Annotated in this window: 14 protein-coding genes; 5 read left to right on the top strand and 9 right to left on the bottom strand. The window is 74.8% G+C overall.

Annotated features, from left to right (window positions below):
* Nucleotides 1–3 precede the first annotated feature (3 nt).
* The 6 genes from G1H19_RS21820 to G1H19_RS21795 all read right to left on the bottom strand — a co-directional run bounded on the left by G1H19_RS21820 (nucleotide 4) and on the right by G1H19_RS21795 (nucleotide 6,740).
* Nucleotides 4–429 carry a MoaF-related domain-containing protein gene (locus tag G1H19_RS21820; RefSeq protein WP_152731462.1) on the bottom strand — a complete coding sequence of 142 codons (426 nt, stop codon included), beginning with the start codon at nucleotides 427–429 and terminating at the stop codon, nucleotides 4–6.
* Nucleotides 430–554: 125 nt separating this feature from the next.
* On the bottom strand, nucleotides 555–1,193 hold the full coding sequence (locus G1H19_RS21815) for an SRPBCC family protein (protein WP_162393331.1): 639 nt from the start codon (nucleotides 1,191–1,193) through the stop codon (nucleotides 555–557).
* Nucleotides 1,190–3,646 carry an aerobic carbon-monoxide dehydrogenase large subunit gene (gene cutA / locus G1H19_RS21810; RefSeq protein ID WP_152731461.1) on the bottom strand — a complete coding sequence of 819 codons (2,457 nt, stop codon included), beginning with the start codon at nucleotides 3,644–3,646 and terminating at the stop codon, nucleotides 1,190–1,192. The genes G1H19_RS21815 and cutA overlap by 4 nt, the downstream gene beginning before the upstream one ends.
* 37 nt (nucleotides 3,647–3,683) lie before the next feature.
* Nucleotides 3,684–4,217 (bottom strand): (2Fe-2S)-binding protein, encoded by a 534-nt coding sequence (locus tag G1H19_RS21805; RefSeq protein ID WP_235928238.1) that lies wholly within the window; start codon nucleotides 4,215–4,217, stop codon nucleotides 3,684–3,686.
* A gap of 88 nt (nucleotides 4,218–4,305) precedes the next feature.
* The gene (locus G1H19_RS24785; protein ID WP_162393330.1) at nucleotides 4,306–5,181 is read right to left on the bottom strand and encodes an FAD binding domain-containing protein; all 876 of its coding nucleotides are present in this window, start codon (nucleotides 5,179–5,181) and stop codon (nucleotides 4,306–4,308) included.
* A complete protein-coding gene (locus G1H19_RS21795; RefSeq protein WP_152731460.1) occupies nucleotides 5,178–6,740 on the bottom strand; it encodes a uracil-xanthine permease family protein in 1,563 nt (520 codons plus the stop codon). The genes G1H19_RS24785 and G1H19_RS21795 overlap by 4 nt, the downstream gene beginning before the upstream one ends.
* 320 nt (nucleotides 6,741–7,060) lie before the next feature.
* Here G1H19_RS21795 and G1H19_RS21790 point away from each other — a divergent pair, with 320 nt between their 5' ends.
* From G1H19_RS21790 to G1H19_RS22780, 3 genes are read left to right on the top strand one after another with little or no spacing between them, the layout of a single operon-like run.
* Nucleotides 7,061–8,569, top strand: coding sequence for an FdrA family protein (locus tag G1H19_RS21790; protein ID WP_235928237.1), 1,509 nt, complete (start codon nucleotides 7,061–7,063; stop codon nucleotides 8,567–8,569).
* Nucleotides 8,566–9,996, top strand: a complete 1,431-nt coding sequence (locus G1H19_RS21785; protein WP_235928236.1) for a YlbE family protein — start codon at nucleotides 8,566–8,568, stop codon at nucleotides 9,994–9,996. The genes G1H19_RS21790 and G1H19_RS21785 overlap by 4 nt, the downstream gene beginning before the upstream one ends.
* An 11-nt stretch (nucleotides 9,997–10,007) precedes the next feature.
* Entirely contained in the window at nucleotides 10,008–11,810 is a 1,803-nt protein-coding gene (locus G1H19_RS22780; protein WP_152731458.1) for a SpoIIE family protein phosphatase, read from the top strand.
* A gap of 42 nt (nucleotides 11,811–11,852) precedes the next feature.
* Here the strand turns inward: G1H19_RS22780 and bar are convergent, their stop codons facing one another.
* From bar to G1H19_RS21765, 3 genes are all read right to left on the bottom strand, one after another.
* Entirely contained in the window at nucleotides 11,853–12,956 is a 1,104-nt protein-coding gene (gene bar / locus G1H19_RS21775; RefSeq protein ID WP_152731457.1) for a barbiturase, read from the bottom strand.
* A 5-nt stretch (nucleotides 12,957–12,961) separates the two neighbouring features.
* A complete protein-coding gene (locus G1H19_RS21770; RefSeq protein ID WP_162393329.1) occupies nucleotides 12,962–13,951 on the bottom strand; it encodes a carbamate kinase in 990 nt (329 codons plus the stop codon).
* A 63-nt stretch (nucleotides 13,952–14,014) separates the two neighbouring features.
* Entirely contained in the window at nucleotides 14,015–14,836 is an 822-nt protein-coding gene (locus G1H19_RS21765) for a PHP domain-containing protein (protein WP_152731456.1), read from the bottom strand.
* A gap of 80 nt (nucleotides 14,837–14,916) precedes the next feature.
* Here G1H19_RS21765 and G1H19_RS21760 point away from each other — a divergent pair, with 80 nt between their 5' ends.
* A complete protein-coding gene (locus tag G1H19_RS21760) occupies nucleotides 14,917–17,205 on the top strand; it encodes a DEAD/DEAH box helicase (RefSeq protein WP_235910164.1) in 2,289 nt (762 codons plus the stop codon).
* 124 nt (nucleotides 17,206–17,329) lie between these two features.
* Nucleotides 17,330–17,959 carry an alpha-ketoglutarate-dependent dioxygenase AlkB gene (locus G1H19_RS21755; protein WP_152731455.1) on the top strand — a complete coding sequence of 210 codons (630 nt, stop codon included), beginning with the start codon at nucleotides 17,330–17,332 and terminating at the stop codon, nucleotides 17,957–17,959.
* The last annotated feature ends 278 nt before the right edge of the window (nucleotides 17,960–18,237 follow it).

The raw sequence follows: 18,237 nt of genomic DNA, 5'->3' as shown, positions 1-18,237 counted from the left end.
TGCTCAGCCGGGGAGCGGGGTGCCGTCGGCGGCCACCCGGGTGACCGAGTCGATGACGCCGCTGTCCCAGAACTCCCACCGGTTGGGCGGCATCATCGCCGCCGCGTACACCGTGCCCGCGGTCAGGTCCACGGCCAGCGTCACGTGGATGGCGGCCGGCTTGACGATCCAGTGCACGAGCACCAGTCCTGGCCGGAGCTCCCGCGCGCGGTAGTCGAGCACCGGGGCGGGCAGCCCACCGGGTGCGGCGTCCAGCTCGGCGAAGGTGACGTGGCCGTCGTGGTCGAAGCTCAGCCGGTACCGCGTGCCCCGGGTGTACCGGTACTCCAGGACGGCGCCGGCGAGCGCGGTGGACGACGGGCCGTCCACGTGGTCCTCCTGCGGCGGCAGGCTCGCCGTCGGGTGCGGTGCTGCGTCGGGGCTGGTCATGCCGTCCTCCCGGGGTGGTGTCCGGTCACCGTGCCAGGCCCTGGGTGCGCCCGGAACAGGTCGATCGCTGATCCGGTGATCACCGCCGTGGATCCCGGTGTCGCGCGCGCCGGATGCCCGCGCGCCTACCGGCGGCCGAGCACCCAGCCGACCCAGACCGCCAGCAGGGTGAGCAGGCTGCCGCCGGCGGCAGCGAGCAGGGTCGGCGCCACGCCGGGGGACGACGGGCCCCGGGCCGGTCCGGACGCCGGGACCAGGCTGCCGGCCACCGCGGTGTCGTGCCCGGCTGCCACCGTCGGTGGGACGTCGGCGGCCGCTGCCGGCGCGGTGCCGGTCAGCTCGGCGTCGATGGCGCCGAAGAACTGGCCGGCCAGCCGCTTGGCGACACCGGCGATCATCCGCTGGCCGACGCCGGCCACCGCACCGGCGACGACGGCGTCCGCGCCGTAGGTCAGCCGGGTGCCACCGTCGACGGCCTCCAGCGAGATCGGCACCGTGGCCCGCACCGAACCCGGGCCACCGGCGCCGGAGGCGTGCATGACGTAGGAACGGGGGTGCTGCTTGTCGGCCAGCGAGACCTGCCCGGCGTACGTCCCGCGGACGGCCCCGACGCCGACGGAGACGACCATCGCGTAGCTGTCCTCGCCGGTGCGTTCCAGCGACTGGCAGCCGGGGATGGTCCGCGCCAGCACGGCCGGGTCGGTGATCACCGCCCACACCTGCTCCGGGGTGCCCTGCAGCATCGCGGTCCCGTCCAGTCTCACGCCATGGCTCCGGTCCGTCGGGGGGCGACGCGCCCGGCGGCGTCGTCGCGCACCAGGTCGTACAGCTCGGTGGGGGAGATGGGCATCGCCGCGATCCGCCGTCCGGTGGCGTCCTCGATGGCCGAGGCGATCGCCGCGGTCCCGGGGATGACGCCGGCCTCACCGGCGCCCTTGAGCCCCAGGGGGTTCAGCGGGCTGGGCGTCTGCTGGTGGTCGATGTCGATGTCGGGCACCTCGGAGGCGTAGGGCATGAGGAAGTCCATGAAGGAGGCGTTCTGCAGCTGCCCGTCGGCGTCGTAGGCCATCCGCTCGTACAGCGCCCCGCCCACGCCCTGGGCGACGCCGCCGTGCACCTGGCCCTCGACGATCATCGGGTTCACGATGGTGCCGCAGTCGTGCACCACCGCGTACTGCACCACGTCGATCTCCCAGGTCAGCGTGTCGATCTCCACCACCGCGGCGTGCGCACCGCTGGCGAACGTCGACCGCACGGGGGAGTAGTAGTCGACGTGCTCCAGGCCCGGGGCGTCGCCGGCCGCCACCGGTGGCTTCGAGTCGTCGCCTGGCCCGGCGAACTGGGTGGCCTGCTTCGCCGCCTCGTCGAAGGCGTAGCGCAGCGGGTTGGAGAGCACCGCGACCGTGCGCAGCGGGATGCTGATCCCGGGTGTGCCCTTGACCTGCACCAGGCCCTCGTCGATCTCCAGGTCGCTCGGGTCGACCTCCAGCGCCTCGCCGGCGATCCGCAGCGCCTTCTCCTTCACCCCGCGCGCGGCCAGCGCGATGGCGTTGCCGCTCATCACCGCGGCCCGGGAGGCGAACGTGCCCACGGCATAGCCGAAGCGCCGGGTGTCGCCGGTGGTCACCTCGACGTCCTCGATCGGGACGCCGAGCTCGTGCGCCACAATCTGCGCGAACGCCGTCTCGTGGCCCTGGCCCTGGCTGGTCAGGCCGGTGGACACGAGCACCTTTCCGCTGCCCAGCACCTGCACGTGCCCGCCCTCGTAGGGCCCGGGGCCGGTGCCCTCGACGTACATCGCCATGCCGATGCCGAGCAGCTTGCCCCGGGCGGTGGCCTCCGCCCGGCGTTCCTCGACGCCCGACCAGCCGACCAGCGCGGTGAGCTTGTCCAGCAGGCCCGGGTAGTCGCCGGAGTCGTAGATGACCGGCCGGCCGTCCTGGAACGTCAGGTGGTGGTCGTAGGGGAACTGGTCGGGCTGGATGAGGTTGCGGGCGCGCACCTCGGCCCGGTCCAGGCCGCGTTCCTGCGCGATCCGGTCCATCGTGCGTTCCATCGCGTAGCAGCCCTGCGGCCGCCCGGCCCCGCGGTACGGGGTCACGATGACGGTGTTGGTGTAGACGCTGTCCACCCGCACCCGGTAGGTCGGCACGACGTACGGGCCGACCAGCTGGGTCGCCGTCACGATCGGCACGATGATCCCGTAGGGCGTGTACGCGCCGTTGTCGTGCCAGATCCGGACGTCGAGCGCGGTCAGCCGCCCGTCGTCGTCGTAGCCGACCCGGATCTCCTGGCGCTGCTGCCGCTCGTGCGCCGAGGAGATGAAGTGCTCGCGGCGGTCCTCGGTCCACTTCACCGGTCGCTGCAGCGCGATCGCGGCCATCGGCACCAGCAGCTCCTCCGGCCACGGGTGCACGATCTTCACGCCGAACCCACCGCCGACGTCCGGCGCGACGACCTCGACCTTCTCCAGGGACAGCTGCAGCTTGGCCGCGATCGCCGCGCGCACCGACGTCGAGGCCTGGGTGGAGGTGTAGACCCGCAGGCTGCTGTCGGCGGGGTCCCAGGCGGCGTGCACGCCCTTGCCCTCCATCGGCATGCAGGCGCTGCGCTCGATGTACTGCGTGAAGGCCAGCGTGTGCGCGCTGGCGGCCAGCGCCGCCTCGACGTCCCCGGTCTCCTGGTGGTGCCGGGCCGCCACGTTGTCCGGGACGTCCTCGTGCACCGCGTGGCGTGCCTCCCGCGCCGCGTCGACCCCGACGACGACGGGCAGCTGCTCGTAGCTGACCGTGATCCGGTCGCAGGCGTCCTCGGCGACGTACCGGTCGGTGGCCACGACCATGACCACGGCCTCACCCATGTGGTGCACCACGTCCCGGACCAGCGGGTACCCGGTGCGTGGCGCGGTCAGCTGCGGGTGCGGGATGAGCACCGGCAGCGGCTCGGCCATCGGGCCGAGCAGGTCCTCGTAGGTGTAGACCGCCACCAGGCCTTCGACGTCGAGCGCGGCGTCCACGTCGATGTCGGTGACCCGGGCGTGCGCGTGCGGGCTGCGCACGAACGCCACCGCCAGCGCGTCGTGCCCGATGTCGTCCAGGTAGCGCCCCCGGCCGGTGATCAGCCGCCCGTCCTCCCGCCGGCGCACCGGCTCCCCGAACAGCTTCGTCGTCACCGCCGCCCCCCGACTCCCACTTTCTGTACAGAAAGCGCTGCGCATTCTGTACAGAATGTGTGGGTCTGGGCGCTCGCGCCGGTCATCGGGTGGCCTCGCGGATGGTGGCGGCGGCGTGGTGCACGGCCTTCTTGATGTTGGCGTAGCCGGTGCAGCGGCAGAGGTTGCCGCCGACCATGTCCTCGACCTCGTCGTCGGTCACCGGCTGCGCCGGGTCCCGCGCCTCCAGCCCGGCGGCGATGGTCATCAGGAAGCCGGGCGTGCAGAAGCCGCACTGCAGCGCGTGGCACTCCCGGAAGGCCTCCTGGACCGGGTGCAGCACCTCCCCGCCCTGGTGGTCCGACCGGGCCAGCCCCTCCACGGTGGTCACCGCCGCGCCCTGCACCTGGACGGCGAGCACCAGGCAGGACCGCACCGGGACGCCGTCGAGCAGGACCGTGCAGGCGCCGCAGACGCCGTGCTCGCAGCCCACGTGCGTGCCGGTGAGCCCCAGGTCGTGCCGCAGCGCGTCGGACAGCAGCCGGCGCGCGGGCACGGTGAACTCCCGCGGCGTGCCGTTCACGACCGCCGAGACGGTTCGCTCCTGGTCGACCTGGCCCATGGCTCTGTTCCGCACTCGCTCCGCTCCTCGGTCGCTGTCCCCCGCAAGCGGGAGGTGCCCCCAGCTCCCATCCCCGATGCTCACTCGCGCGTCACCTTCGCGTTCACGGTGTCCTCCCGGTTGCTTCGAGGGCGGCGGCGGCCAGGGTCCGCTCGGTGAGCACGCCCACCAGCAGCCGGCGGTAGTCGGCGCTGGCGTGCAGGTCGGTGTCCGGGTCGACCAGCGTGCGGGCCAGTGCACCGGCGGCGGCCCAGTCCACGGTGTCGACGGGGCGGCCGGCCACCGCCTCGGTCAGGTCGTGCACCTGCGGAACCAGACCCACCGAGATGTAGGCGGTGCGGGCCGCGCTGACCCGGCGGTCGGCGTCCAGCGTGACGACGGCGCCGGCGCCGCACACGGCGTAGTCGCCGCGGCGGCGGGACAGCTCGGCGAACGCGGTGCCCGAGCGCTGGGCGAGCGCGGGGAAGAAGGCGTCCACGACGACAGCCGGGCCGTGCACCGAGGTCTCCAGCGGGCCGACGAAGAAGTCCTGCCAGCCCACGGCCGAGCGGCCGGCCGGGGTGGCCACGGTGACCGACCCACCGGTCAGCGCCAGCACCGCGGTCATCTCCCCCGACGGGTCGGCGTGGGCGATCGAGCCGACGGTGGTGCCCCGGTTGCGGATCGCCGGGTGGGCGACGCTCGCCGTGGCCCGGGCCAGCAGCGGCTGCACGCCGGCGGCCGCGGCGTCGTCGAGCAGCCGGGCGTGCCGGACCAGGGCGCCCACCCGGACGCCGTCCGGCCCGGACTCGATCGAGTCCAGGCCGGCGACGCGGTTGATGTCCACCAGCGTGGTCGGTGCGGCGAGCCGCATCGACAGCAGCGGGAGGAGCGACTGCCCCCCGGCCAGCACCTTCGCGCCCTCGCCCTCGCGGCCGAGCACCTCGAGGGCCTCGGCGAGCGTGCGCGGGTCGGCGTAGCCGAACGGGGCGGGCTTCACCGGGTGTGCGGTCCCTCCGACGGAGCGGACGACGAGGAGCCACCGACGGTACGTCCGTCCCGGCCGTCGAGCGAGGACGGGTCGGACCCGCCCCGACCGTCCGCGGCCGGGGCCCCGTGACTGCCGGTGCTGCCCAGTGCCGGGCCGGTGCCGCCGACGTAGCGCCCCTCGTCCCGGAGGGCGGCCCGCATCTCGGCCGGAGCCAGGACCCGGGCCAGGTGCCAGCCGGCGACGGCGACGATCGTGCCCAGCGAGATGCCGGACAGCGAGAACGTGTCGGTGATCTGCAGGGCGACGTCGCCGATCCCGATGATGATCCCGGCGGCCAGCGGCACCAGGTGGACCGGGTTGGCGAAGTCGACCCGGTTCTCCTTCCAGATCTTGGCGCCGAGCAGGCCGATCATCCCGTAGAGCACGACGGTGATCCCGCCGAGCACGCCACCCGGGGTGGCGTTGACGATCGCGCCGAACTTCGGCACCAGCCCGAGCAGGATCGCGACCACGGCCGCCACGTAGTACGCCGCGGTCGAGTAGACCCGGGTGGCGGCCATGACCCCGATGTTCTCCGCGTACGTGGTGGTGGGCGAGCCGCCGACGGAGCTGGCGACCACGGTGGCGACGCCGTCGGCGAAGACGGCGCGGCCCAGCACCGGGTCCAGGTCGCGCTTGGTCATCTCCCCGACTGCCTTGACGTGGCCGGCGTTCTCGGCGACCAGCGCAATCACGGCCGGCAGCACGAGCAGGGTGAAGTTCACCGAGAAGCTCGGGCCGGTGAGGGTGGGCAACCCGAGCCAGTCGGCCTGGCCCACGGCGTCCAGGTTCACGCGGTCGTGCGGGAAGGCCGTGGCCGCGCAGTAGGGCCCCGGGGCGGCGCACGGGTTCCCGTCGGCGTCGGTGAGGTTCTGGCCCGGCAGCACCGAGGTGAGCTGACCCGACGTGGCGTCGAGCAGCAGCGACAGCAGGTAGCCGAAGACCAGGCCCAGCAGGATGGAGATGCGGGCCCAGAAGCCGCGCAGCGCCAGCGAGACCACGATGACGAAGGTCATCGTGGCCAGTGCCACCCACTGGTCCTGCGGCCAGTACGTCTTCGCCGCGACCGGGGCCAGGTTGAACCCGATCAGCATGACCACCGCACCGGTGACCGCGGGCGGCAGCACCGCGTTGATCAGCCGCGGCCCGGCGACCTGGATGGCCAGCCCCACCAGCGCCAGGACGACGCCGGCGACCAGGATCGAGCCGACGACGTCGCTGCTGTCCCCGCCCTGGCTGCGGATCGCGAGCACGCCGCCGACGAAGGCCGCGCTGGTGCCGAGGTAGCTGGGCACCTTCCCCTGCACGATGAGCAGGAACAGGATCGTGGCGATCCCGCTCATCATGATCGCCAGGTTGGCGTCCAGGCCCATGAGCAGCGGGAAGACGAAGGTCGCCCCGAACATGGCGACGACGTGCTGGGCACCGATGCCCGCCGTCAGCGGCCAGGAGAGCCGCTCCTCCGGGGCCACCGACTCACCGGGGGGTGGGGTCCTGCCGTCGCCGTAGAGCTTCCACCCGAACGCCATCGCCGAACTCCTCGTACCGCTGCACGGACACTGTGGGGGACCCGACGCCGGTGCGGCGGGGGTGGTGCCCGGAGGGGTGCCGGGCCTCCGGCGGGAGCTGCTCGCCACCGGAGGCGTCACTGTGGCACCCGCGCCGACGTCGGCGGAAGTACCCCGGTGTCACATCTGTGCGTCGGCTGATCACGATCCGAACACGGAGTCCCTGAACCGGGACTCGCCTACCGCGCACTCCCTTGCGGTCCGGGTGCCGCCCCGCCGGACGATCTCCGGCCCGCCGACCACCCACCGCCGGGATGGCGACTCCGGTAGCGTCCCGCCGGGTGAGCGCCCCCACGACCACCCCGGACATCTCGGACGGTGTCCGGCACGTGTCGCTGCGCAGCGGCGTCTACGCCGACTCGGTCCGGCTGATGCAGGTGAGCCGGGACGCCGGCTCGGGCGACGGCGTCACGGCGGTGCTGGTCGCCATGGCCACCCCGCTGAACCTCGAGCTGGCCGCCTCGATGGGCCTCGCCCCCGACGGCGACGCCTCGCCCGAGCAGCTGCTGATCGCCGTCCGCGCCCGGGACGACGAGGCCCTCGCCGCCGCGCTGGCCGCCGTCGAGGCGGCCCTCGCCCACCGGGAACGGTCCACCGGCACGGCCGGCGCCGTGCCGGTGCGGACGGTCGGCGCCGCGCTCGACGACGCCGCCCCGGACGCCTCGGTGCTCGCCGTCGTCAGCGTGCCCGGGCCGTACGCGGTGGCCGAGGCCCTGGACGCGGTCGCCGCCGGCCGCAGCGTGCTGGTCTTCTCCGACGGGGTGCCGGTCGAGCACGAGGTCGGCCTCAAGCAGGCGGCCCGCCGGGCGGGCGTGCTGGTCATGGGCCCGGACTGCGGCACCGCGATCGTCTCCGGGGTGGCCCTCGGCTTCGCCAACGTGGTGCGTCCCGGGCCGGTGGGCCTGGTGGCCGCCTCGGGCACCGGCGCCCAGCAGGTCAGCTGCCTGCTCGACGCCGCCGGCGTCGGGGTCTCCCACGTGCTCGGCGTCGGCGGGCGCGACCTGTCCGCCGCGGTGGGCGGCCTGGCCACCCTGGACGCGCTGGCCGCCCTGGACGCCGACCCGGCCACCGAGCGGGTGCTGCTGGTCTCCAAGCCGCCGGCCCCGTCGGTCGCTGAGGCCGTCGCCGAGGCCGCCGCCGGCCTGGCCACCCCGGTCCGGTCCGCGGTGCTGTCGGCGGACAGCCCGGACCTCACGGCCGCCGTCGAGGCGCTGCTGGGCGACCTGGGCGTCGACGTGCCGGCCTGGCCGTCCCGGCCGGGGCAGGGCACGGCCGCGCCGGGTGCGGTGCTCAAGGGCTTCTACTCCGGCGGCACCCTGGCCGACGAGGCCATGCTGCTGGCGGCGGCGACGCTCGGCGACGTCCGGTCGAACACGCCGCTGCGGCCCGAGCTCGACCCCGCCCTGGACTGGGGCACCGACCACGCCGCGCGCGGCCACGTCGTCGTCGACTTCGGCGACGACGCCCTCACGGTCGGCCGGGCGCACCCGATGATCGACCCCGCCCTGCGGCTGGAGGCGGTCGCCGGGCTGGCCGCCTCCGGGGAGCCGGCGGTGCTGCTGCTGGACGTGGTGCTCGGTCACGGCGCCGACCCGGACCCCTCCGTCACGCTCGTCCCGGTGCTGTCCGGGGCACCCTTCCCGGTCGTCGTCGCGCTGGTCGGCACCGAGGCCGACCCGCAGTGCTGGTCCCGCCAGGCCGACGCCCTGGCCGGTGCCGGCGCGGCCGTCTTCGCCTCCAACGCCGCGGCCACCCGGCACGCGCTCACCCTGCTGGGAGCCGCCTCGTGACCCCCGTGACCGGGCCGCTCGGCGGCCTGCTGGCCGCACCGCCGCAGGTGGTGGCGGCCGGCGTCGGGGTCTTCTCCGACGCCCTGCGCACCCAGGGGGTGTCCGTCACCGACGTCGAGTGGCGGCCGCCCACCCTCGGGGACGCCGACGACCTGACCGTGCTCGCCCTGGACCCCCGCCGGGCCACCGCCAACCGGACGGCGGTGGAGCGCGTGCTCGCCGCGGGGTCGGTGCTCACCGACGTGCTCCCCGCGCGCGAGGTGCTCGACCTGCCCGAGCGCACCCTGCTGCACTCCGGCCCGCCGCTGAGCTGGGAGACCGCGTCCGGACCGATGCGCGGGGCGTTCATCGGCGCCTGCCTCTTCGAGGGCTGGGCCGATGACGCCGCGGCGGCCGAGCGGATGCTGGCAGCCGGCGAGGTCGCCTTCGACCCGTGCCACCACCACCGGACGGTGGGCCCGATGGCCGGGGTGGTCAGCCCGTCGATGTGGATGTGGTGCCTGGAGGACCCGGTGCACGGCGGCCGGGCCTTCAGCTCGCTGAACGAGGGCCTGGGCAAGGTGCTGCGGATGGGCGCCTACTCCGCCGAGGTCGTCGACCGGCTGCACTGGATGACCCGCACGCTCGGGCCGGTGCTGCAGCGCGCGGTGCGGAGCCGGGCCGAGGACCCGCTCGACGTGAAGGGCGTGCTCGCCCAGATGCTGCAGATGGGCGACGAGGGCCACAACCGCAACCGGGCCGGCTCGCTGATGACCCTGCGCGAGCTGTCCCCGGCGATCGTCGAGGTCGACGCCCCGGCGTCCGACATCGGTGCCGTGCTGCGCTTCATCGGCGGCAACGAGCACTTCTTCCTCAACCTCGGCATGCCCACGGCCAAGCTCGCGATGGACGCCGCCCGCGACGTCCCCGGGTCGACGATGGTCACCGTGCTGGCCCGCAACGGCACCGAGTTCGGCATCCAGACCGCCGGCACCGGCGGCCGGTGGTTCACCGGCCCCGCCCAGACCCCGGTGGGGCTGTTCCTCGGCGACTACGGCCCCGACGACGCCAACCCCGACATCGGCGACTCGGCGATCATGGAGACCTACGGCGTCGGCGGCTTCTCGATGGCCGCGGCGCCGGCGATCGTGCGCTTCGTCGGCGGAACCGTGCCCGACGCGCTGGCCACGACCGAGCGGATGTACCAGATCACGCTGGCCGAGAACCCGGCCATGGCGATCCCGGTGCTCGGCTTCCGTGGCGCGCCGACCGGCATCGACGTCGTCGCGGTGGCACGCACGGGCTGGCTGCCGCAGATCAACACCGGCATGGCCGGTCGCGTCGCCGGCACGGGGCAGGTGGGGGCCGGTCTCGTGCAGCCGCCGCCGGAGTGCTTCACCGGCGCACTGGCGGCTCTCGCGGCCGCGGCGCGCGCCGCGGCCGTCTGAGGCGGGCGGCGGTGGACGGCCGGCTGGACGAGCTGGTCGTCGGTCCGGGGCGGACCGACGTCCAGCGACTGGTCCTCGGGCACGACTGGTCCGGCACGCCGCTGGGCGCCGAGGAGCACTGGTCGCCGCTGCTGCGCACCACCGTCGGCACGATGCTGAACAGCCGCTTCGGGATGCTGCTGATGTGGGGCCCCGAGCTGGTCATGGTCTACAACGACGGGTACGCGCCGATGCTCGGCGGCCGGCACCCCGCCGCGCTGGGCGGCCGGGTGCCCGAGGTGTGGCCCGACATCTGGCCGGACATCTCCGGGATGGTCGCCCGGGTCTTCGCCGGCGGCGTCGTCGCGATGGACGACCTGCCGCTGGTGATGACCCGGCACGGCCACCCGGAGGAGGCGTACTTCACCTTCTGCTACAGCCCGGTCATGGGGCCGGGTGGGCAGGTCGCCGCCCTGCTCACCACCATCGTCGAGACGACGCCGAGGGTGCTCGCCGCCCGGCGCCTCGCCGTCCTGCACCACCTCGGTGGGATGCCGCGGTCGGGCCACGGCAGCGAGGCCCAGGCGTGCGCCTCGCTGCTGCGGGTGCTGGCCGAGGCCCGCACCGACTGCCCGTTCGCCCTGGTGTACCTCGCCGAGGAGGGCGTCGTCGACGCCGGCGGTGCGGCGACCGTGCGGCTCGTCGCCTCCCAGGGCATCGGGCACGCGGACGCGCTGTCGGCCAGCACGCTGCCCGACCTGGTGGACGACGTCGTGCGCACCGGCGTGGCCCGCACGGCGACCGGACTCGCCGAGACGGTCCCCGGGCTGTCGCTGGCCGGGGCCAGCCCGGCCGGGGACGCCGACGTCGACGACGCCGTGGTGCTGCCGCTGGTGCTGGCCGGGCACGCCCGGCCGGTCGGCGCTGTCGTGCTCGGTGCCAGCCCGCACCTGCGCCTGGACGAGGAGTACCGCACCTTCCTGGGCCTGGTGGCCGGGCAGGTGGCCGCGACGGTCGCCGACGCGCGAGCCGTCGAGCGCGAGCGGCGGCTCGCCCGGGACCGGGCGGCGGCGGAGTCCGAGCGCGCCCGGTTCTTCGCCGACGTCGCAGTCACGCTGCAGCGGTCGTTCCTGGGGCCGACCGCGCTGCCGGCCGGTTTCGCCGTCCACTACGCACCGGCCACGGGCACGTTGGAGGTGGGTGGCGACTGGTACGACGTCGTGGACCTGCCGGGCGGGCTGTACGGCGTCGTCGTCGGGGACGTGGTGGGGCGGGGCCTGGACGCGGCCGCCGTCATGGGGCAGCTGCGCAGCGCCGCCCGGGCGCTGCTGCTGGAGAGCCGCTCGCCGCACCAGGTGCTGAGCGCGCTCGACCGGTTCGCCGCGCTGGTGCCCGGTGCCGTCTGCAGCACCGTGTTCGTGGCCGTGGTCGACCCGCAGACCGGGTCCCTGCGGTACAGCAGCGCGGGTCACCTGCCCGCGCTGCTCACCGACGGGTACGCCGTGCAGCACCTGGACCGGGCGCAGGGCCTGCCGCTGGCCGTGGCGCCGGACCGGGAGCGGCCGGAGGCCACCCTGACGACGCCGGGTGGTTCGGCGCTGCTGCTGTACACCGACGGTCTGGTCGAGCGCCGCGGCGAGGACCTGGACGCCGGCATCGCCCGGGCCGTGACCGAGCTCGCCGGTGGACGCGGCCTGCCGGCCGACGAGCTGGCGCGGCTGCTCACCCAGCGCCTGCTCGTCGACGACCTGGACGACGACGTCGCCTTCCTGGTCTACCGCGTGGGGGACAGGCCCCCGGGGGTCGGGCCGCGCGGGGACCGTCCCCGCCCGTGAGCGGCCCGCCACCCCCACCCGGGCAGTGGCGGGCCGCTCCGCTCAGGCCCGGACGATGGCGGCGACCGGGCCACCGCCGGACGGGCCCTGGTGCACGGCCGCGACCGAGACGAAGACCGCGGGGTCGCCGGTCACCGACGCCGCGACGCCGCCGACGGTGGCCTTGATCTGCCGGTGCCAGAACACGTCGGAGTCGTCGAGCATCGCGTTGCGCCGGCCGCGCACGTAACCGGTCGGGTCGGCCTCGCACTTGAGGAACACGTTGACCAGCCGGTCGCCCAGGTCGGAGGTGTGCGGCCGCTCGGGCAGCTCGAGGCCGGCGTCCCGGATGGCGTTCCAGATGCCGTCGGTGTCCAGGGCGTCGGTCATCACCGAGTGCCCGATCCGGTAGGCGCCGCCGTGCCCGCGCGCGTTGCCGACCACCACGATCTGCGCCCGGTCCAGCTCCACGCCGGACGAGCAGGACGCGACCGCGCTGAACAGGGAGAAGTCCCGCATGACCTGCTTCTGCTCGGGCAGCTCGATCTCGCCCAGGGCCAGCGCGATGCCCAGCGCCGTCGTCCCGTTGGAGAGGTCCATCGAGCCGTGCGGCTCCTCGTAGTACGTCTCCGCGCCGCGCGACTTGGCCTCGCGGATCGTCTCGATCGTCAGCAGCGGCGTCTTGGTCTGCACGTAGTGCACGTCCGCAGGGTCGGTGATCCCGGCCTCGGCCATCGCCCGGCGCACGCCCTCGGCGACCTTCTCCACCATGGTGATCCGGCCGATGTCCTCCGGCAGCAGCACCTCGCTCATCGCGAAGCCCACGGTGAGCCGCGGCTCGTCGGTCTTCTGCACCGCGTCCTCGGGCAGCGTCGCGAAGATCGTGGCGTGCGGGCTGATCACGCCGTCGGTGCCGCCGGACCAGACGATCGGGATCTCCCCGACCTGCTCCTTGGTGCGGGTGCCCTTCTCCATGAGCACCTCGCGGAAGGCGCGGTCGGCGATGATCCGCGTGTAGTCGTTGACCCCGCCGTTGCCCTCGGTCTTGCCGATCACGGCGACGACGCGGTCGGCGTCCATCACGCCGGAGTCGATGAGCTCCGCGAGCTCGGAGGCGTCACTGACGTTGTGCAGCGGGACCTTGCGGACCTCGATCGGTGCGGGCATGCGCGTCACTCTTCTCTGCTAGACGGTGGGGTCCTGACGGAGGTGCCGACGTCGGCGGCCGCCACCGCGTCGGCGATGTGCTCCAGCGAGGTGATCACGGCGCGGTTGCGCCGTCCGCCCGCGGCCGGGCCCTCGACGAAGCGCAGCGCCGCCTCGACCTTGGGGCCCATGCTGCCGCGGGCGAACTGGCCCCGGGCCGCATGCCGGCGCAGCTCGTCGGGGGTGACCGCGCCCAGCGGGCGGGCCTCCGGGGTGTCGAAGTCGACCATCACGTGGGGCACGTCGGTGGCGATGACCAGCACGCCGGCGTCCAGCTGACGGGCGAGCACCGCGGCCGTGAGGTCCTTGTCCACCACCGCCTCCACCCCGCGCAGCACGTCGCCGTCCTGCCCGTCGTCCACCACCGGGATGCCGCCGCCCCCGGCGCAGACGACGACGAAGCCGGCGTCGGCGAGCGCCCGCACGGCCGGGACGTCGAGGACCTCCTGCGGCTCGGGTGAGGCCACGACGCGTCGCCAGCCCCGGGGGCCGCGGTCCTCCCAGGTCTGCCCGAGGGCCACGAGCCGCTCGGCGTCCGCGCGGGGCAGGTGCCGGCCCACCGGCTTGGTGGGCTCGGTGAAGCCGGGGTCGTCGGCGAGCACGAGCGTGCGGGTGACCAGCGTGGCCGTGCGCTGCGGCAGCCCGCGTGCCTCGAGGGCGGCGTCCAGCTCGTCGGTGACGGTGAACCCGATGGTGGCCTGGGTCTGGGCGACGCACCAGTCCAGCGGCACCGGCGGCACCTCGTGCGCGGCGAGCTCGTTCTTGACCAGCAGGTTGCCCACCTGCGGGCCGTTGCCGTGGGTCAGCACCACCTGGACGCCGCTGGCCACCACGGCGGCGACGTGCTGCGCCGCGGCGGCGATCGCCTCCCGCTGGGCCCCCGGGGTCGCCGAGCCGTCGGGCCCGGTCATGGCGTTGCCGCCCAGCGCTATGACGACACGCTCCGGGATGGCCACCCCGGAGACCCTAGCGGCGCGCACCTCCGCGCCGGGGGGTCGGCGACGACGGGCCCGGGCCCCTCAGCGGCGCCAGAAGTCGAACCGGTCCCTGCCGGGCCGGAAGCCGGCTGCCTCCACGACGGCCACGGCCAGGTCGAACCGCTGCCCGACCGTCCCGGGCACGTGGGAGTCGCTGCCGAAGCTCACCGCCGACCCGCCCTCCTCGCGGAACCACCGCACCTGGTCGACCGAGGCGAGCGGGCTGGTGGTGTTGACCTCGAACGCGCGGTCGCCGGCGGCCAGGGCCCGGAAGACCGCGCGGTACTCCTCCTCGAAGTCCGACTCGGTGTACCGGCCGGCGCCCGAGGGCCAGGAGCGCCGCGGGTAGTCCACGTGGGCGAGCACCTGGAAGACGTCGCTGCTCTCCACCATGTGCACCAGCTCGGCCAGGTAGCGGCGCATCGTGTCCTTGGCGCCGGTGGCGGTGAGCATCCGGTTCACCCCGACCAGCCGGCCGTCCAGCTCCAGGGAGTGCAGGGAGCCGAGCACCCGGTCGACCGGAGCTGCCCGCAGGTGGGCCGCGACGCTGGCGGCGAACAGGTGGGGCTCCCCGGTCTCGACGCCGGACAGCACCCGCAGGTCGGGGAAGCGGCCGCGGCACTCGGCGATGCTCGCGGCGTAGCCCTCGACGTCGATGGGCTGGTGGTAGTCCGGCCGGCGACCGGTCAGCCCCAGGGCGGTGGCGGGGTCGTCAGGCGCCCACACCGTGTAGTCGAGGTGCTCGGTGAACGCCACCGAGGGCAGCCCGATGGCGACGGCCCGCTCGCAGGTGGCCAGCATGGACGCGCGTGGTCCGGTGTCCCAGGACCACTGGGAGTGCACGTGGTTGTCGGCGGGGAGCATCGGCGGTCATCCTCTCCCGCCGTCCACAGGCGGTGCACGGCGGGACACGGCTGTCGGTGCCGGTGCCTACTGTCGGGTCCATGAGCAGCGCCATGGCCCCTGACGTGCCGGCCGGGCTGCAGGCCCCTGACGTGCCGGCCGCGCCGGTGTCCGCCGACGAGGCGCTCGGTGTCCTGCGGGAGCTCACCGGCCGCCCCGACGCCGTCTTCCGGGAGGGCCAGGACGCCGCGGTCGCCGCGCTCGTCGACCGGCACCAGCGGGCCCTGGTCGTGCAGCGCACGGGGTGGGGCAAGTCGGCGGTCTACTTCGTGTCCACGGCGCTGCTGCGCCGCCGCGGCGCGGGGCCGACCCTGCTGGTCAGCCCGCTGCTGGCCCTCATGCGCGACCAGGTGGCCGCCGCCGCGCGCGCCGGCATCAAGGCCGTGGAGATCTCCAGCGCCAACGCCACCGAGTGGGACGACATCGCCGCCCGGCTGGCTGCCGACGACGTCGACGTCCTGCTCGTCTCCCCGGAGCGGCTGACCAACCCGCGCTTCCGCGACGAGCAGCTGCCCGCGCTGGTCAGCCGGTGCGGGTTGCTGGTGGTCGACGAGGCGCACTGCGTGTCCGACTGGGGCCACGACTTCCGGCCCGACTACCGCCGCATCCGGGAGCTGCTCACCCAGCTGCCGTCGGGCACCCCGGTGCTTGCCACGACCGCCACCGCCAACGAGCGGGTGGTGGCCGACGTCGCCGAGCAGCTCGGTGCAGGCGGCACCGAGGTGACCACGGTGCGCGGCCCGCTGGCGCGTGACTCGCTGCGCCTGGGCGTGCTGCGCCTGGACACCGACCGGGCCCGGCTCGCGTGGCTCGCCGCCCACCTGGAGGACCTGCCGGGCAGCGGCATCGTCTACACGCTGACGGTCGCCGCGGCGGAGGAGACCGCCGCGCTGCTGCGCGACTCCGGCCACGAGGTCCGCGCCTACACCGGCCGGCTGGACGACGCCGACCGGAAGGACGCCGAGGAGGCGCTGCGGGAGAACCGGGTCAAGGCCCTGGTCGCCACGTCCGCCCTGGGCATGGGCTTCGACAAGCCCGACCTCGGCTTCGTGGTGCACCTGGGGGCACCGTCCTCGCCGGTCAGCTACTACCAGCAGGTCGGTCGTGCCGGCCGCGCGGTCGACCACGCCGACGTGTTGCTGCTGCCCGGCCCGGAGGACATGGCGATCTGGCAGTGGTTCGCGACGTCGTCCATGCCCCGGGAGGACCACGCCGCCGCGGTGCTCACCGCGATGGCCGACGGCCGGGCCTGGTCGGTGGCCCGGCTGGAGACGGTCGCCGACGTGCGCCGCTCCCGCCTGGAGCTGCTGCTCAAGGTGCTCGCCGTGGACGGCGCGGTCGAGCGGGTGCAGGGCGGCTGGCGGTCCACCGGCGTGCCCTGGGTCTACGACGCCGACCGCTACGCCCGGGTGGCCCGCACCCGCGAGGCGGAGCAGCGCTCGATGCTCGCGTACGCGCGGCCGCTGGACTCCGCGGAGTGCCGGATGGCCTTCCTGCAGGAGGCCCTGGACGACCCGACGGCCGCACCGTGCGGGCGGTGCGACGTGTGCGCCGGCGCTTGGTACCCCAGCGACATCCCGGCCGGGGCGTCGGCGGCGGCGTCCGCACGGCTGGACCGGCCCGGTGTCGAGCTCGCCCCGCGGGCGCAGTGGCCCACCGGCGCCGACCGGCTGGGCGTGGAGGTCAAGGGCAAGATCGCGGCGTCGGACCTGCTGCTGCCCGGCCGGGCGGTCGCCCGGCTGACCGACCTGGGCTGGGGGCAGCGCCTGCGCACCCTGCTCGGCGACGACGGCGTGGGCGGGGTCGTGGACCTGGAGGCGCCTCCCTTGGAGGAGGACCCGGACGCCGCCTTCGACCACCCGGACCCCGCGGCCCCGCAGGCGCACCGCGCGTCCCTCCGGCGAGGTGACGCACCGCCGGACGAGGAGCTGGTGAATGCCTGTGCGCGGGTGCTCGGCGCCTGGGACTGGGCGCAGCGCCCGGGAGCGGTGGTCGCCGTGCCGTCCCGCCGCCGGCCCGCCCTGGTCACCGGGGTGGCCCAGGGGCTGGCCCGGCTCGGTCGCCTGCCCTACCTGGGCGAGATGTCCCTGGCGCACGGTGGCCCGACCGGCCAGCCCGGCGGCAACAGCGCCTTCCGGCTGGCCGGTGTCTGGCAGCGCATCGTCGTGGGCGACGAGCTGCGGGAGCGACTGGCCGAGGCCGGTGACGCCCCCGTGCTGCTCGTCGACGACCTGGCCGACTCGCGCTGGACGATCACGGTGGCCGGCCGGGAGCTGCGCCGCGCGGGAGCCGCCGGGGTGCTGCCGTTCGTGCTGGCACTGTCCGCCTGACGACGGTCCCCTGCTCCCGACCACGTGCGCGTGGCGGCCCTGCGGGAGAGCCGACGGAGTGGGCGGGCGCCGCCCGTCCACAGGTTTTCGAACAGCTGTGCGAAACGCGGGTTAGCGTGGCGGCATGGTGCTCGCTCATCAGCCATCGATGTGGGACGTGCTCGGCGAACCGTCGGTGCGGCCGCTGGCCGGATCCGTGGTCCGGCACGCACTGGGCCACGGCGCGTGGGTCGACCACCTCCCCGGCTGGGTCCAGGGCTCGGACGCCGTGCTGGACGTCCTGCTGGGCGACATCGGCTGGCGGGCGGACCGGCGGCAGATGTACGACCGCGAGGTGGCCGTCCCCCGGTTGCTCCGCTGGTTCGGACCGCGCGAGGCGCTCCCGCACCCGCTGCTGGCCGACGCGCGGTCGGCGCTGGACGCGTACTACGCGCCGGAACTGGGCGAGCCGTTCGTGTCCGCCGGCATGTGCCTGTACCGGGACGGCCGGGACAGCGTCGCGTGGCACGGCGACCGGGTCGGGCGGGGGTCCTCGCAGGACACCGTGGTGGCCATCGTGTCCTTCGGTTCGCCGCGCGCACTGCTGCTGCGCCCTGCGGGAGGCGGTCGCGCCCTCCGGTTCCCGCTGGGGCACGGGGACCTGCTCGTGATGGGCGGTTCCTGCCAGCGCACGTGGGAGCACGCCGTCCCCAAGGCTGCCCAGGCGGTGGGCCCGAGGGTGAGCGTCCAGTTCCGGCCCCGGGGCGTCGCCTGAGCGGTCGGCCGCGGGCGCTGCGCGTCCGTGGAGGAGGTCCCCGGGAGGGGCCTGGAGGACCCTGCGGGACCCCCGTGCACGACCCCCCAGAAGGCGTGTATGGTTCTCCATGCACCGAGCGACACCGACACGGGAAACCGGCCGGGACGCGGATAGGGACCCCCGGGTCTGACTGCCGCGGAGCTCGATGTAATGTAGGAAAAGCCGCTTCGGACGATGGCCTTCGGGTCGGGTTTCGTGTGCGTCCGCTCTTTGAGAACTCAACAGCGTGCCGAAAG

It is taken from the genome of Goekera deserti (assembly GCF_010685995.1).
GTDB lineage: Bacteria > Actinomycetota > Actinomycetes > Mycobacteriales > Geodermatophilaceae > Goekera > Goekera deserti.
This window is presented reverse-complemented; position numbering and strand designations above follow the sequence as displayed.

Excerpts from the sequence above, each read along its gene's own strand:
- G1H19_RS21765 (WP_152731456.1), bottom strand. The coding sequence starts at position 14,836 with ATGCTCCCCGCCGACAACCACGTGCACTCCCAGTGGTCCTGGGACACC.
- bar (WP_152731457.1), bottom strand. The coding sequence starts at position 12,956 with ATGCCCGCACCGATCGAGGTCCGCAAGGTCCCGCTGCACAACGTCAGT.
- cutA (WP_152731461.1), bottom strand. The coding sequence starts at position 3,646 with ATGCGCAGCGCTTTCTGTACAGAAAGTGGGAGTCGGGGGGCGGCGGTG.
- G1H19_RS21795 (WP_152731460.1), bottom strand. The coding sequence starts at position 6,740 with ATGGCGTTCGGGTGGAAGCTCTACGGCGACGGCAGGACCCCACCCCCC.
- G1H19_RS21760 (WP_235910164.1), top strand. The coding sequence starts at position 14,917 with ATGAGCAGCGCCATGGCCCCTGACGTGCCGGCCGGGCTGCAGGCCCCT.
- G1H19_RS21755 (WP_152731455.1), top strand. The coding sequence starts at position 17,330 with ATGGTGCTCGCTCATCAGCCATCGATGTGGGACGTGCTCGGCGAACCG.
- G1H19_RS21820 (WP_152731462.1), bottom strand. The coding sequence starts at position 429 with ATGACCAGCCCCGACGCAGCACCGCACCCGACGGCGAGCCTGCCGCCG.